Source organism: Sporosarcina sp. P25, assembly GCF_002743235.1.
Taxonomy (GTDB): Bacteria; Bacillota; Bacilli; order Bacillales_A; family Planococcaceae; genus Sporosarcina; species Sporosarcina ureae_B.
The window spans coordinates 117174-131712 of record NZ_PDYV01000006.1; the positions used below are offsets into that span (position 1 = coordinate 117174).

Consider the following 14539-nt stretch of genomic DNA (forward strand, 5'->3'; position numbering starts at 1 on the left):
TTATAGTCTTGGTTGTTTTATTGATTCGTTCTAATAATAAGCGAAAAAAGCAACTCGATAAAATTGAGAAGAAGATAGATAACCTTAATCGGTAATTAAAACCTTGGCGCGTAGGTTAGTTAGTCTTTGTTTATCGAGGGCGATAACTGAATAAGGATTTTCCACAATCGGTCCACATTGTTGTGTAAATTAGGAAGATAATCTAGTTGATTAGGGGTGTTAACTTGAAAAAAATGATTTTAACTATACTGCTGTTAATAAACATATTTTATATAGCTAATTTCCTTATAAATTTTGAAAGTTTCACATTAAATATTCTATGGTTGATCTTTTTTATCGCCAGTATATGTGTATCCCTTATTTTCCTCTTTAATTCAAAGGTGAGGTCAGATTACAGACCTTTAATCTTATCGGTGATGGTTTTAGTAATAAGTATTGGTTCGCTAGGATCATATGGTTTTCTATATTTTATAACACATCTTATGGGATAACTATTTTCCTGCAAGAGGGCGTGATAAGTGACTAAGCATTTTCCGCAATCGAACCAGATTGTGAAAAAAATTAAAAGGGGAAATTGCCAATGGATACATTAACTATCAGAGAACTCCAATCTCAAAAGGAAATTCTTGAAGCTTTTCCAGTGATGAATCAATTACGTACACATCTTGATGAAAAAGCCTATCTTGATTTGGTAACAGAGGCCAAAGAAAAGGATATGTACAGATTGTTTGCCTTGTATGACCAAGGGGGAATTGTCGCTGTTACAGGATTTAAACCTATGATAACTCTTTATTACGGGCGTTTTGTATGGGTATGTGATTTAGTTACCGATAAGAATAAACGTTCAAATGGATATGGCGAAAAGCTTCTGGCTTACGTACACGAATGGGCTAAAGAAAATGCCTATGAAAGTGTCGCCTTATCATCGGGATTACAGCGTACAGACGCCCATCGTTTTTATGAGGAGAAGATGGATTATGACAAAGTAAGCTATGTATTTAAGAAACCTTTAAAATAATAATCCGTTAACGGACGCGATAACTGCATAATTATTTTCCACAAACGATCCGTTTAATGGAATGAGTGTCTAAATGGAGGCGATTCAATTGTATTTTCCAACCAAGAAAGACATTTGGTTTTTCTTAATAGTTTGGGGTTTTATACTTTTCATAATTTTGATTTACATATTCGGTGGAGAACCTGTTGGCTGGCAACTAATCACTTATAAAAGTATCCCTGGATATATCATAGGTGCATCCATTTTAGCTTTATTAATATGGATTTGGTTTGGAACGGGTTATAAGGTTGAGGGGAAGTTGCTGAAATTAAAATTTGGTCCGTTTAAAAGTAAGGTAAATATCAACGAGATCAAAAAAATCAGCAGAACGAAAAGTCCATTTACAGCGCCTGCTCTATCCGTTGACAGGTTGGAGATTCTTTATGGTAAATATGACGTGATAAATATATCTCCAAGAAATGAGAGTGAACTTATACATTCATTGTTAGCTGTAAATCCCAATATACAAGTAGACAAGACTTCTTTGGAATTCAATGAAAAGTAGAGGTACTATTACTTTCACGTTCGTGGCAATTGCTTAACAGGAGCATCGCGTAAAACAACATAATCGGGCCATTTTGTCGAGAAAGTAATACATCGGTGTTATATAAAAGATAGGAGGGTGAAATATGGTTATACTTTTTTGGCCATTTATGCTTGCTTCCATTATTTTTTCTATTGTTTCTTTAATTAAGAAAAAGCCACTGTTTCTCGTTATTTCTTTCTTGCTAATAATCCCTTTTTCGATTTATTTAGCTGCTACACCAATACTCAGATGGTGGGGAATAATCTTGCCGTTCTTTTATCTCGGTTCAGCTTTATCGCTTAAGAAAAATATAATGTGGTTATCGGTTTTGCTGATTGTGCCAGTAATAATAATGATCGGCTGGATTGGATATTTTGTTATAACTCAATGATAAACAACACAATTGTGCGCGATAACTGAATGAGGTTTTTTCACAATAGGACCATATTGATGAATAGTTGTTAGAAGGGGGATTGACTATGAAAATATACTTGAAGGAAAGATATAAAACTTATATAAGTATAATTCTTGGTTTATTAATTGGATTTATAGTTGTTACATTTTCATTTGGTAAACCTGATTATAAATCTGCTGTTGTCGCCATTTTAATTGGATTAATAATCGGGGAGCTACTTTTTTACTCAAGATGGTTAATACGTCAAAAATGAGAATGAAGTATCTAAACAAAAGGATGCCATTAGGACAGAAGGATTCTCCTAATTCCATTGAGATAGTGAATTTAGTATGCAAGGAGTTTGAAAATGGAAAGTTTGAAAGTGCTTAGTGTACATCAAGCGTTGTTCCATGCCATTCTTAGGAATTTAAAAGGATTAAGAGTACTTAAACAAGAAGGAAACAAGCTTATATGGCAAGCTTTTTTCAATACAGATTAATAAAGAATAGGAGGTGTCTGGGTGTTAAAATCTATGAAGTTCTGTTTCGTGCTGCTTCTCCTTATCTTGCTATCGGGCTGCAGCGGTATAGCGAAATATGATAATGATGAACCAGCAGCCATCGTAAATGGGCAGGAGATCACGGTTGGGGATTTACGGTTCTTATTACCCGATAAAACAGCATTGAACTATTTGGACGGTGCCATACGGATAGAACTGGTGAAACAGGAAGTGAAGAAAATGGGCCTTGATATTTCTGGACATCTGGATGCAGATAGTGACACGTTTGCAGTACTGCCACCTGCAGACACGGAAGATCTGAATAGCAAGCAAATACGGGAATTTGCTGAATCGCAGGCAAAAAAGTTTGATATGGATACAAAGGAATTTCAACGGGAATATACCAGAAGAGTAAGTGAACAAAATGCCTACGTGCTTACGTACCTGGAAGAAAAAATAGGGCCATATCATTTTGATAATGATAATGAAAATCAGATATCAGATTATAACGAAGAATCAAATCAGTTATTAGAGGAACTAGTTGAACAGAATAAAGAGAAAATTGAAGTGCTGATAAAATAAGTTGAATCAATAATCGGACCATTATCCGATGTTACAGGAAGTGAAGTTTAGCAATGAAAAAATACATGTTGCTCATGTTATTATTATTGACTTCCATTTTAACGTTATCAGCTTGCACCCAACGCGAGGAAGAAAAAATACAAGCTTATTTAAAAGATAAAAGTCAAAATTTTTATGATTTTCTAGTTGTTGATTTTACAGTAGGAGAATTAAACATTGAATTTAAGATGCTTCCCCATTCTGAAACTTTGAATAATGATGATCTGGAATTTGATGTAGCTGTTGAAACAAAAGCATTATTGGAAGCTATAAAGAGTTATTCTAAAGAACATTTGGACGTAGTAAAGGACGTAAATATTTACTTTATTACGAGAGAATCAAATAAAACTGTTGCAGAAATAAATGCAAATAATGGGACTCTTTTGGAGAATAATTGGTTAGAAGTGAGTAACCAAGAATTTCTTCAAATTGTGGATGGTTACAAATTTTATGGTGCATCAGATTAGTTCTTCAGCTAAAGAGCGTAATAAATGAATAAGGATTTTCCATAATCGGGCCATTTTGTGAAGGAGGTTAAACGATGGATTGGGATGCTCTGTTTGAAGTTTTAAGAAATATATTCATGATTCTATTCATTATGTTTTTTGTAATAGATGTTTTTTCAAAAAGATCTTATAAAGTTCTATACCATATAGCATTAACAGTTGGAGTCACTTTCTCGACTTTCATATGGAATTGGTCAATAGGATTCAAAGTAGGGTTTATTGCTCTCTTTTTAATTGTGGCCGTAAAGACAATTTCTGACGTTAGAAAAAGTGAGATAGATACTAATACAGCGGCGTGAATTTTCTAGGAAATCCAGTGGATAATCATTTTTTGATTGGAGGGATCTTCGTGCCAAATGAGATTATTGAAAAAGTGAAAAAAGGACTTGAGGGAATCGAAATTGGCTATTTTGATACAGGTCAAAGCTTTGAAGAGGATGCGTATTACAATTATTTTGGTGCTTCAGATAAGGAAACACGTCGCTATGCGATTGCTGTATTTACAGTGTATTTAGGAAATTGGTATAGCGGTTGTAGTTTCCCGTTTTTAGATAAAGAATCTTATTTGGAAGAGTTTATTAAGGCATTCGTAGAGCGTCATCAGCAAATTGAAAGTGATTTTCCTATTATGTATGAATATATCATTTCATTTTTAATTGGCATTGAAGAAGAAAATAGTGGGAAATATGCTTATTCAACCATCGAAATTGATAATGAATTATACAAGCGCTTGAAAGAAGAAGTGTTAATTCCTAAACGTGACTACTTAAATAAGCATACATCAATAAAATATTTTTTAAGGGAACTTAGAGTTAATCCTTTTTTTATATCTGATTACTTTGAGGAATAACATGAACGGAGTAAATTTACGGATAGTAAATATTTCGCTATCGGTGGCAATTGTATGACAAGGAGTTGCACCCTTGTTAGTAATAGGGCCAATTAAATTAATTGAGTTAAAGAAATCTAATATTCGTTCGAAATAAATCAATAACAAGGGGAGAGTAAAATTAATTCTGAAATGATTTTGGAAAGTAAACAAAGTGTTTTTAGCATTGCAGATGCATTAGCTCAAATCCTTCTAATTGCATTTGTAATGCTAATTATAGTTGCCATAGTGTTTTTATTTCGTACTAACAAAGAGAGAAGAAGTCAACTTAATAGAATTGAAAAGAAAATTGACAGACTCGAACAAGAAACGAAAAGTAGTAAATAATAAACTTATACTTTCCCTTTAACGGCAGAAAGTTAGTGCCACTATAGAGCCATCTAGTTGAACAAGATAGCATTTTTACAAAACACAGGAGTTTTTGATTACAAATGAATTGGAGTGATTTTTGATAAATGATTATCAATGTTGGTTTGATATAAATTTGGATACCTATGAAGTAAAAATTAAACTTAGTGGTGACGGCCAGATCATCCATTTTAAATTTATGATCACTAGATAAAATATATAGAAACTGGGACAAAACCATTCTGTAATATGACAGAATAATTGTAACCTCTATGATTTTAAGCCGTCCAACCTTGCGAGGAGGCGATGGAAAGTGAAGTTAAAATATATATGCTTTTTCTTAGTAGTGTTGTCAGCCTTACTAATTATGGGTTGCGCAAATAAATTGAACTCAGAAAAAGTAAATAACGTTGACGAATATAGTGATGTTAGGGCTGCTGCATGGGTATTTGTTAATGAAAAAGGTTGGAATAATACAGCTGAAGATGGTTGGCAAGGTGCAGATGTAGAAGAAACTATGGCCGATAATCGTTATGTTCTGTTAGACAAAAAATATGAGGGTCAGGAAGTTTTGGTCGTTACTTTTGAGGACGTAGAAAACGTTGTTACTGGAACACCCCAAATCCTTGTTGACTCTACTACCAATGAAGTAATCGGTTATATGCCAACTGAATAAGTAATTAATAGTCATAAAACAATCCATTTTAATATTGATTTTGTAGAGAAAGGAATTGCATATGAGGATTGTATAGGCGTTGCTGATGGATTCAATAACCGGGAAGAATTAGAAAAAAATCGGTCGAAGATTACGAAAAAGAATTAATACTTACGCTTACGGTGCCTATGTTGCCAAGACTACTCAATATGTAACCCGAGTGATCTAAAATTAAATTTAACTTTAAGCAATCGGGCGGGGGGATTAATATGCTTTCCGATAATAGACAACATCCGTGGCGTTGGGCTATCAGAGGTTGGGGAGCGTTTATTGTGGCAACTATTTTGTTCCTAATATTTGATTTTAATATTCTTAATATATATTGGGTACTTGGTTTATTAACAGCAGCAATAATTCCAACAATTGGAAATGCCGCTTATGTTATTTATACAAAGCGAAAATCCAAGAAAAGTGAAAAACAAAAAAATGTTTTTTTTAGTTAACTATATTTGGGTTTGTTTGGAGTAATTCAAGATAGTATTTTCCACAATCGCACCATATTGAGTAAGGCTTGTTGAATGAAATAGCAGGCTAGTTTCGATATACACTTTTCTTTAAAGGAGCTATAAATGAAGACAAACGATAGGGCTATATGGGAAATGATAAAGGATACTTTTACTTATATTAATTATGTTTTCCTTTCTAATGAAAGAAGACTTTCATCCAATGTTAGATTGGTAAAAGAAAAATATTGGTTTAGGAAGTTATCGGAAAGTAATCCAAGTATCTACTCATTGATAGAGGAAGATAAAGAACTTAAGGATTATTTTTCATCTAGAAAAAAAGTTAGAAAGCTTCTTAGAGATAAAAATGAACGACAGAACTTCAAGAAATGGTTAGAAACTAAAACAATTATTTAAAAATAAATCCTTACCTTCATTAAGATTCATAGCCAATAGAGAATTTATCTTAGCGTTTTATAAAATAAGCAACGATTAGGAGGTACGTGTTTTGAGTCCCAGTAGTGTAATTCTTTTCATGATTTTAGTTGCACCTTTAATATTGTTGCTCATTGTCGCACTTTTTTGGAAAAAGGTTAGAACTATCCTGTTAGTTCTAGCAATTGTTGTCGCATCCGTCGAGACTTATTATGTGATGTACAAACAAGAGTCATCGCTTCAAGAGTGGTACGAACATGAAGACATTGTTAATGCCTATTTAGAAAAAACGTATCCTGAAGACGATTGGGTAAGTAGATATGCTACTCGATCTGCTTTTTCCTCGGCAGGTGTTGAAGTGGTATTCATAGACGAACTCGAAGTCGCTTATCTGTATATAGTCGAAGATGGTGATGTGAATCTCGTTGGCTATTCTTCGAAGGAAGGGTATGAAAATCCGAAAAGAAGCCAATAACGGCTTGTTTATATTGCAATCGGACCATTTAGATCAATAAAGATAAAGCTAATGGAGGGTAGAATTATGAATTCAGCTACACAAACATATTGGGATGAATATTGGGGAAATCAAGAGAAACCACAATCTGTTAGTGCGTGGCAATTCGGGGCTGCACCTGATTACCTTGCACAATTAGTAGTGGACGGTATTAAAACTGCAACATGCTCAGGTCACATTTTCTACGAACTCGAAAATGAACCACTCCCAACAACTAAAGATTACAATATTATTTTAAACAGTGCCGATCAACCCGTAGCCATTACTAAGACTGTAGAGGTTACGATAACTCCAATGAATAAAGTAAGTGAAGAGTTTGCTATAGCGGAAGGTGAAGGGGATAGAACGTACAGATATTGGTGGGAAGCACATGAGGAGTTTTTTAGAAAGGAATTACATGCGATTGAACGTGAATTTTCAGAAGATATGCTTCTCGTTTGTGAACGCTTTGAAGTGATCCATGTAAAAGATGAACAGCCCGTCAAGTCTTAGCGGTCGGTTGCAATTCTTCAATAAGAAATCTCCATCAATCGGATGAGATTTAGCATTTTAGACTACGGAGTGTTTTGATTTGAAAAAAATATTGGAAAGTCATATTTGGCATCTACATCGTGCAGGTGCTAAATTTCATTGTGGTCACGTTTAACGGAAATATTTATCACACTATTCATACTGTACAAATGAATAGTATGAGAAGAGTTGAGGGAGGGAATTATGAGAATTAAAATGAACAGAGAAGATTTATTGAACAAGGACGATATATGGAATGCAGTTGTATCAGTAGTATGTGACTGTGATTTACCATCCAAAGATACTGTCGTCAATGAAGCATGTATGGTGTTTCAATACTATTCTGAGCTTGAGAGCGGAGGACATGAAAGCTTACTCAACCGGTTTGGATCGTATATCGAAGAAATAGGAATAGAAAGTTATTTGAAAGAATTAATAGCTATACTTGAGAAAATTGGTGCTCACGACTATGCAATGATTGAGAGAAAGTATGGTCAAGAAATGTGGAGGTTGCACGTTGTTTTGGAAAATGGTGAGAATAAAGAAGATGAATTTTATAATGTTATTGAAAAAGCTGATGATGAATACTACAAGCTTAATCAGAAGTTAGCCGATTTATTAGAAACATATTTTATTAGTATTCATACTGATTTAATTGAAGTAGTTGAAAATTAATCGTGAAGGAAGCACTAGTACCCTGCGTAATCGGGTGCAGTGGTTATATAAGGATAAGGCTCCAATCGGATCATTTAGTTGGAGGTGTAGCAGTGAAGATACTTAGAATAATTTTCATGGTTATGGGGATAGCGTTAGTGGGTTATGGTTGGAAAACTGGCACAATAGGAGTAATAATGCCTTATTTGTTACTGGTAATGGGGCTGAATTTTATAGTTATGGGAATTACTGAATTTCAAAAACGAAAAGCAAATGCCTTTAATCTTTTTCTTACAGCGGGATTTGTCTTGTTTGTTGGAGTTTATATTTTATAAAGCACTCGGGTACGATTCTGGAATAAGGATTTGCATTCATTCAACAATACGGCCAAGATTATTGAAAATGCAAAGTATCAATACAGAGGGGGAGAGGTAAATGATTCTTGGATTGCATCATGCCCAGATCACAATTCCGAAAAATGCAGAAGCGGAAGGTAAGCATTTTTATTGTGAAGTATTGGGATTGAAAGAAGTAGAAAAGCCAGACTCACTTACTGGTCGTGGAGGATTTTGGTTAAAAGTCGGCGATCGAGAAGTTCACGTAGGCACAGAAGACGGTTTTAACCGCTTAACAACAAAAGCGCATGTAGCTTATCTGGTAGAGGATCTCTTACATTGGAAAGGCGTGTTAGAACAACATACGATTCAAAACATTGAAGGCGTACCAATTCCAGGTTATGACCGATTTGAATTTAGAGATCCGTTTGGAAACAGAGTAGAAATGATTCAAGCATTATAAGTTCAGGGGTCAGCAAATGGAAGCAGTTGTTGAATATACACCGTACTAGCAGCGGGGAAGCTTTGTATAAAGAATGGAGTGAGAGTTAATGGCAAGTCAGGTTTTTGGGATGATTATTCTCTGGATTATAGGATTATTCATTCTTTATCTAGTGATCTATAAAGCAGTCAAAGAAGGAATTAACAAGTCTGTAGTGGGACAGTCAATAGAAAGAACAACCGAGCCTGTAGTAAATAAAAAGTCATTTACTGATGATGATTTAGATAATTAAATGGTTTACATGCAAATGAGTGCAGTGGCATTAGTTATATTTATTTTCTTGGCAATGGCGAAGAGAATTAAAGATAGCCAACAACGTAGGGATGATAAGTAACACTTATTCGCCGGTTTTTTCAGTAATCGGGGGTGTTAACTGAAAAACTATTGTGCACCAAACGGGCCAGTTAGTATAAAAACATGATAGGTGTTGATTATTATTTGGGGAAAAATATTAATAGTGTCTTTTGCAGTATTAGGAGGACTTATGCTTTCTATCACCAGTAATAATTTAGGAGTACAAGGTAGTAAAATTATGAACATAGTAGGAGCACTGTTTTTAGTAGGAGCAGTTTTTAGTAGCTTTTCAAAAGGAAAATAAGGATTAACGGGTGCAATAACGGAATTAGACTTGTGTTTTAAATGGGCTGTTTTGAAGAACAATACAAGGAAGGAATTAGCATGCTTTTACTTTGGTACGCTTCATTTTTGATATCAATTATGACAATGGTATTCGGGATTTCAAGGCGTTCTTGGTTTTACATGTTAATCAGCGCAATTACTTTTTTGCCTATCTCATATTATTTTTTAGGGATAAATATTGCTTTGAAATACGTAGGACTTATTCCGATAATCTTACTCGCGTTAGCAATGTATTTTGGAATTTCAGAAGGAAAAGCTAAAACTATGAAATTTAGTTAACGGGGGCAATTCTGGAATGAGGATTAGCACCCGTTCAACAATATATCCAGAGTGATTCTTGGAGCGATATAACAAATAGAATGAATTGGGAAGTCACTATAAAAAATAATGGTGCAGAGCCAACAGTTGTTATAGATGCTTATACAGGTAAACTCATTGATATTTATGGACCGTTAAACTAAGTATTCCATTTTACTGTTCAAGTAATGAGTCCATTTAGTGGAAGAAGAGTTAATTATAGAAGTGTGTTAGAATAGTTAATATATGGTAATAATTTAACTCGATATTTACTTGAAGGGAGAGTTAATTTGAAGAAAATAATGACTTTATTATTTGCAATAATGCTCTTAACAGCTTGTTCAGAAACTAACAACAATGATTATATATTTATTGGGGAAAGTGAGCATTGGGAAGCTGAATACACCTATAATGGAAAGGAAAAATGGGGAGAGAAAGACGGACAAACAACTGTTTCTTACGAAGATCACTTTAGGTTTGTATTAACATACAAAGGCCCTTTAAAAGAGTTGTCTTCATTACAAAAAATTGAATACTCCTATGAAACCAACAGTGGTCAAGGGAGTGGCACTGAAGAGTTTACGGAACCTCCATCATCAGGAATATTTTCGTCTTCAGGCGGTTCTAAAGGTGGAGCAAAAGTAGAGCAAGATGAAGTGATAAACGTACATGTAAAATGGGATGACTTGGAAGAGTCATTTGAATTGCATAATAATAGTCAGTAAATTTTTTGAATTAACGGGCCATTAAATTGAATGAGGGCAGATGGTTAAAGGGAGGAATAATATGAAAAGGTTATTTGCACTAGTAGGACTGTTGGTATTTGTTTTAGGTGCTTGTGCTAATAATAATTCAAAATCAAATACGATTTCTGCTGTTGAATTAACAGAGAGAGAGAATGCAATACTTTCGACTACTTCAAACAAATCATTTGTTTTCGACTTCAATGTTGACAGTGATTATAAAGAAGTATCAGTATGGGTTGAAAAATACGAATCAGGTAAGTTGGTTAATGATGCAATAAGCTCATTAATAACAGATGTAGAGGAAAAAGGCTCTATTATCTTTGCGACTACTAATCCATATGATAGTGGAAAAAAGCAGACATTCAATATTGGGATTAGCGGTAATGGGGGTATGAGTTCTATAAATAACTCCGAGACAACTTCAGATGATTTAGATGCTATGGCAAGCATTTTGAACAACCTTGAAGGCAAGGATCATTCTATTGAAGGTGAGCTCTTGCTAGCTAATATCGCATATTCAAGTGGTGAAACTATGAGTAGTCTTTCTACTGATTTTTATGAAGACTTTGAAGGGAATATGAAAGAGTTAGAAAAATACGACGTGGTTTACCTTCTGAAAGCCGAATTTAACAAGTGAAAATTTGTATAAATACTATTCAATTAATGGATGCGATAACTAAATAAGGATTTTCCACAATCGGGTTATTTTGTATTATTGTTCAGTGATACATTCGCCATATTCCAAAATGAAGGAGTATTAAATATGTCTAAAAATATAATGTTGTTAATTGCAGGAATCTTATTTGGTTGGTTAGTGATTAGTATCATTAAAAAAAACTTCGACGGGGATTTCTTGCTTATACTACTGTGGGGCGTTTTTATGGGATATGGTGTCGGGAAAAAAGAGCAAATAGATTAGCTTTGTTGGTAACTCATTGCTATAAATGGGGTTATTCTTTAATAAGAATTTGCTCTCGTTTCAGTAAAAGAGCTAGCATGTTGCATAGAATGATCTATAAAAAAGAGGTGGGGAGATATGGATGCTGTTGATGCCGGAGTAAATATTATATTTTTTATTATTATCATTTACCTAATCTCAAGAGTTGCCAATTTTATTAAGCATACGAAAGATAAATTAGACGAAATGGATAAAAAGATAGATGGGATTAGAGAGTACATAGACAGCAAAGATTAGGTATCGAAAATAAATGGGAATCTTTTTTAATCGGGTGCATTTGCAGTATAGCTGTGTTCCAGAATCGGGCCAAATCGTGGAGTTTGCCTCCGATTTACATGACGACCAGGTAATTGACGGGGGAGAGTGATTATTTGAAAAAACTTTTATTTGGTTTAGTTATTATTATTGCGATGTTTTTTTCATACTCATATCAGTTGCCAATCATGAGTACATGGGAAGCGTTAGATCATGCAGAAAAACACTTGCAAAATCCACCAAAGGAGTGGGGAAAGTCGTTTTCAGATTATGATTGGAATGATACTCCATTAGAAAACGTTGCGGTATCACTAAATCAAAAGAGTGGTTTTTGGAGCAATTTAACAAATAGAATGAATTGGGAAGTCACTATAAAAAATAATGGTGTCGAGCCAACAGTTGTTATAGATGCTTATACAGGTAAACTCATTGATATATTTGGACCGTTAAACTAAGTATTCCATTTTACTGTTTAAGTAATAAGTGCGTTAATTGAACAACCGTTGCGCAACAAGCGGGCTAGATTTTTTTAGATAAGGAAGTGGTATGTTGAAAAGAGTTATTGTCGTTCTATCAATTTGTATAGTAATCATGTTAAGTGGATGTTCGGATAAAGATCAAGGGAAGTTTACAGTGGGCAGTATGTCTCCTGACGAATTCCCTCCAGATCAGCCCTACTTTTTGGTCGTGCCTATTGAATGGTCTGGAAGCCAACCCGCTGTTATTGACTCCGTTAAGATAGTGGTTGGCGACACAGATATACAAGATACAGAGGGTATTTCTTACGAGTTTTATGGTGGACATCCAAATAAAGCTATTGGAGTTTATCCCAAAGATACTATAGGTGGAAAACAAAATATCCAAGGACATGAAATTAAAGAAGAAGGAACTCTTATTCTGAAAGTGAAATTAAGCAACGTAAATAAAAATGATAATAGGCAGATGAAAATTCATTACACCGTAGACGGAGAAAAAAGAGAGCAAACTATATCCACATCAACTGTAGAAGAGCTTTCAACTAAATAGTTCAGCAAATGGGTGTAATTCTAGAATAACTTTCGTGCTTTTAAGTAATGCGTCCGTTTAGTGGAAGAATAGGTATTTATAGAAGTGTATAAGAATGGTTAATATATGGTAATAATTTAACTTCATATTTACTTGGGGGAGAGTTAATTTGAAGAAAATAATAACTTTATTCTTTGCAATAATACTCTTAACAGCTTGTTCAGAAACTAACAACAATGATTATATATTTATTGGGGAAAGTGAGCATTGGGAAGCTGAGTATACTTATAATGGAACAGAGAAGTGGGAAGAGAAAGACGGGCAAAAAGCCATTTCGAACGAAGATCACTTTAGGTTTATATTAACATACAAAGGTCCTTTAAAAGAGTTGACTTCATTACAAAAAATCGAATACTCCTTTGAAACCAACAGTGGTCAAGGGAGTGGTACTGAAGAGTTTACGGAACCTCCATCATCAGGAATATTTTCATCTTCAGGTAGTTCTAAAGGTGGGGCAAAAGTAGAGCGAGATGAAGTGATAAAAGTACATATAAAATGGGGTGACTTGGAAGAGTCGTTTGAACTGCATAATAATAATCAGTGATTTTGTTGAACTGACGGGTCATATTGCTAAACAGGCTTAGAATCTAATACGGCGGTTAAGAGGGGTATTTTGAAGACACATTTAAATACGATTAAAAAGTATATATACAGGGTTTTAATGATTTTATCAGCCGTTTATCTAGTTCTGCGAGTGGTGTCGATTGTTTTAGTAAAGGGTTTCGACTTCATGATCTTTTCAAGAACATATGAAATCAACTTATTGAATTTAGCACCATCAATGGATATTTTAATGAGTACCATCTGTTTTACTGTAGCTTTTATATATTTTGATGGCCTTAAACGTGTGGTCATCTCTTTTGCAGCATTTTTACTATTTATCTATTCCGTTTTTATGTGGTTTCCTATGCTGATTGTTTCACAAAGTCTAACATCAATAGAAGATCCTTCTTTGACTGATAACTACGCTGTCCACCAGGTTAGTCATCAAGGGCATCTGGGGGAAGGGGTATTATATATTGCAGTTTATAAGGAGCATTACCCTTTACTTTATAAACGTGTGACCAGTGAAAGTCAAAGGTTTTCCAAAAAGGATGATTATAAGACAGTCGACTCGTTTGAGAAGAATAACTATACAATTAGTGAAGACCAGAAGTATCTATATTATGGGAAAATGAAGGTGCCATTGAAATAGTGACTTTTCACAAGCGGGTGGATTATTTTGTTACTGGCGTTATTTTTGATATCTGTATTTGCTATTGGATTGAAAAAGGGGAAATGTAGCAAGGTATCTTCGATCATGAGTTTCCTTTCTGGCCGAATGTTTGTGTTTCAAATCCACTGAAAACTGAACGATGGAAGGTAGTTGTTATGATGGAGTACTTTAAGGGGAGAGTGAAGAGTTATCTCTTTATAATTTTTTGGGTTCTAATAGGATTTGGTATTGGCGGACTTGTAATTGAAAACCCAGACTATAAAACTGGAATAATATTAACATCAATAGGATTAATTATAGGAGAATTATCAGTCTTCCTAACATGGAGGAAAAACAAAAATAAGAATAGCAACTTTGATGAGTAAACATAAATCAACTCGCAAGCAGGTGTAATTTCGGCAAAGGAATCTGCTGC

The 14539-nt window shown here is 34.3% G+C and carries 28 protein-coding genes; all 28 read left to right on the top strand.

The genetic code is table 11. The features are described 5' to 3' along the window. The first annotated feature begins 580 nt into the window (after positions 1 to 580). Positions 581 to 1018 carry a GNAT family N-acetyltransferase gene (locus tag CSV70_RS07565; protein ID WP_099660986.1) on the top strand — a complete coding sequence of 146 codons (438 nt, stop codon included), beginning with the start codon at positions 581 to 583 and terminating at the stop codon, positions 1016 to 1018. A 73-nt stretch (positions 1019 to 1091) separates the two neighbouring features. After that, complete coding sequence (locus tag CSV70_RS07570) at positions 1092 to 1562, top strand: PH domain-containing protein (RefSeq protein WP_099660987.1); 471 nt, start codon at positions 1092 to 1094, stop codon at positions 1560 to 1562. 124 nt (positions 1563 to 1686) lie between these two features. Continuing rightward, a complete protein-coding gene (locus CSV70_RS07575; protein ID WP_099660988.1) occupies positions 1687 to 1974 on the top strand; it encodes a hypothetical protein in 288 nt (95 codons plus the stop codon). Positions 1975 to 2062: 88 nt separating this feature from the next. Next, positions 2063 to 2251 carry a hypothetical protein gene (locus CSV70_RS07580; protein ID WP_099628991.1) on the top strand — a complete coding sequence of 63 codons (189 nt, stop codon included), beginning with the start codon at positions 2063 to 2065 and terminating at the stop codon, positions 2249 to 2251. Between the two features lie 93 nt (positions 2252 to 2344). After that, a complete protein-coding gene (locus tag CSV70_RS16750; RefSeq protein WP_255397460.1) occupies positions 2345 to 2476 on the top strand; it encodes a hypothetical protein in 132 nt (43 codons plus the stop codon). Between the two features lie 21 nt (positions 2477 to 2497). After that, complete coding sequence (locus tag CSV70_RS07585; RefSeq protein WP_233191772.1) at positions 2498 to 3058, top strand: hypothetical protein; 561 nt, start codon at positions 2498 to 2500, stop codon at positions 3056 to 3058. 53 nt (positions 3059 to 3111) lie between these two features. Continuing rightward, positions 3112 to 3564 carry a hypothetical protein gene (locus CSV70_RS07590; protein ID WP_099628990.1) on the top strand — a complete coding sequence of 151 codons (453 nt, stop codon included), beginning with the start codon at positions 3112 to 3114 and terminating at the stop codon, positions 3562 to 3564. A 74-nt stretch (positions 3565 to 3638) separates the two neighbouring features. Next, positions 3639 to 3902: a hypothetical protein gene (locus CSV70_RS07595; RefSeq protein WP_099626960.1), complete on the top strand. Its 264-nt coding sequence runs from the start codon at positions 3639 to 3641 to the stop codon at positions 3900 to 3902. 50 nt (positions 3903 to 3952) lie between these two features. Beyond that, the gene (locus CSV70_RS07600; RefSeq protein WP_099628989.1) at positions 3953 to 4453 is read left to right on the top strand and encodes a hypothetical protein; all 501 of its coding nucleotides are present in this window, start codon (positions 3953 to 3955) and stop codon (positions 4451 to 4453) included. Between the two features lie 700 nt (positions 4454 to 5153). Then, positions 5154 to 5516 carry a hypothetical protein gene (locus CSV70_RS07610; protein WP_233191773.1) on the top strand — a complete coding sequence of 121 codons (363 nt, stop codon included), beginning with the start codon at positions 5154 to 5156 and terminating at the stop codon, positions 5514 to 5516. Positions 5517 to 5764: 248 nt separating this feature from the next. Continuing rightward, positions 5765 to 5998 (top strand): hypothetical protein, encoded by a 234-nt coding sequence (locus CSV70_RS07615; RefSeq protein WP_099628988.1) that lies wholly within the window; start codon positions 5765 to 5767, stop codon positions 5996 to 5998. A 126-nt stretch (positions 5999 to 6124) separates the two neighbouring features. Further along, a complete protein-coding gene (locus CSV70_RS07620) occupies positions 6125 to 6415 on the top strand; it encodes a hypothetical protein (RefSeq protein ID WP_085132563.1) in 291 nt (96 codons plus the stop codon). A gap of 91 nt (positions 6416 to 6506) precedes the next feature. Then, positions 6507 to 6908: a DUF3139 domain-containing protein gene (locus tag CSV70_RS07625; RefSeq protein WP_099626955.1), complete on the top strand. Its 402-nt coding sequence runs from the start codon at positions 6507 to 6509 to the stop codon at positions 6906 to 6908. Between the two features lie 66 nt (positions 6909 to 6974). After that, positions 6975 to 7439, top strand: coding sequence for an ASCH domain-containing protein (locus tag CSV70_RS07630; RefSeq protein WP_085132565.1), 465 nt, complete (start codon positions 6975 to 6977; stop codon positions 7437 to 7439). A 222-nt stretch (positions 7440 to 7661) separates the two neighbouring features. Further along, the gene (locus CSV70_RS07635) at positions 7662 to 8132 is read left to right on the top strand and encodes a DMP19 family protein (RefSeq protein ID WP_099628987.1); all 471 of its coding nucleotides are present in this window, start codon (positions 7662 to 7664) and stop codon (positions 8130 to 8132) included. A 92-nt stretch (positions 8133 to 8224) separates the two neighbouring features. Beyond that, a complete protein-coding gene (locus CSV70_RS07640) occupies positions 8225 to 8446 on the top strand; it encodes a DUF3953 domain-containing protein (protein ID WP_099628986.1) in 222 nt (73 codons plus the stop codon). A 100-nt stretch (positions 8447 to 8546) separates the two neighbouring features. Continuing rightward, positions 8547 to 8909, top strand: coding sequence for a VOC family protein (locus CSV70_RS07645; RefSeq protein ID WP_099628985.1), 363 nt, complete (start codon positions 8547 to 8549; stop codon positions 8907 to 8909). Between the two features lie 88 nt (positions 8910 to 8997). Then, positions 8998 to 9180 (top strand): hypothetical protein, encoded by a 183-nt coding sequence (locus CSV70_RS07650; RefSeq protein WP_099628984.1) that lies wholly within the window; start codon positions 8998 to 9000, stop codon positions 9178 to 9180. 766 nt (positions 9181 to 9946) lie between these two features. After that, on the top strand, positions 9947 to 10048 hold the full coding sequence (locus CSV70_RS16890) for a PepSY domain-containing protein (RefSeq protein WP_099628982.1): 102 nt from the start codon (positions 9947 to 9949) through the stop codon (positions 10046 to 10048). Positions 10049 to 10174: 126 nt separating this feature from the next. Next, complete coding sequence (locus CSV70_RS07665; protein ID WP_233191774.1) at positions 10175 to 10609, top strand: putative periplasmic lipoprotein; 435 nt, start codon at positions 10175 to 10177, stop codon at positions 10607 to 10609. A 61-nt stretch (positions 10610 to 10670) separates the two neighbouring features. Further along, the gene (locus CSV70_RS07670) at positions 10671 to 11267 is read left to right on the top strand and encodes a hypothetical protein (RefSeq protein ID WP_099628981.1); all 597 of its coding nucleotides are present in this window, start codon (positions 10671 to 10673) and stop codon (positions 11265 to 11267) included. 126 nt (positions 11268 to 11393) lie between these two features. Next, on the top strand, positions 11394 to 11549 hold the full coding sequence (locus tag CSV70_RS16465) for a hypothetical protein (RefSeq protein ID WP_158232396.1): 156 nt from the start codon (positions 11394 to 11396) through the stop codon (positions 11547 to 11549). A 117-nt stretch (positions 11550 to 11666) separates the two neighbouring features. Then, on the top strand, positions 11667 to 11825 hold the full coding sequence (locus tag CSV70_RS16570; RefSeq protein WP_199171603.1) for a hypothetical protein: 159 nt from the start codon (positions 11667 to 11669) through the stop codon (positions 11823 to 11825). 134 nt (positions 11826 to 11959) lie between these two features. Continuing rightward, on the top strand, positions 11960 to 12298 hold the full coding sequence (locus CSV70_RS07675) for a PepSY domain-containing protein (RefSeq protein WP_099628980.1): 339 nt from the start codon (positions 11960 to 11962) through the stop codon (positions 12296 to 12298). Positions 12299 to 12392: 94 nt separating this feature from the next. After that, positions 12393 to 12869, top strand: a complete 477-nt coding sequence (locus tag CSV70_RS07680; RefSeq protein ID WP_099628979.1) for a hypothetical protein — start codon at positions 12393 to 12395, stop codon at positions 12867 to 12869. A 148-nt stretch (positions 12870 to 13017) separates the two neighbouring features. Next, positions 13018 to 13452: a membrane lipoprotein lipid attachment site-containing protein gene (locus CSV70_RS07685; RefSeq protein ID WP_233191775.1), complete on the top strand. Its 435-nt coding sequence runs from the start codon at positions 13018 to 13020 to the stop codon at positions 13450 to 13452. 69 nt (positions 13453 to 13521) lie between these two features. After that, positions 13522 to 14103: a hypothetical protein gene (locus tag CSV70_RS07690; protein ID WP_099628978.1), complete on the top strand. Its 582-nt coding sequence runs from the start codon at positions 13522 to 13524 to the stop codon at positions 14101 to 14103. A gap of 176 nt (positions 14104 to 14279) precedes the next feature. Continuing rightward, positions 14280 to 14489: a hypothetical protein gene (locus CSV70_RS07695; RefSeq protein ID WP_099628977.1), complete on the top strand. Its 210-nt coding sequence runs from the start codon at positions 14280 to 14282 to the stop codon at positions 14487 to 14489. The last annotated feature ends 50 nt before the right edge of the window (positions 14490 to 14539 follow it).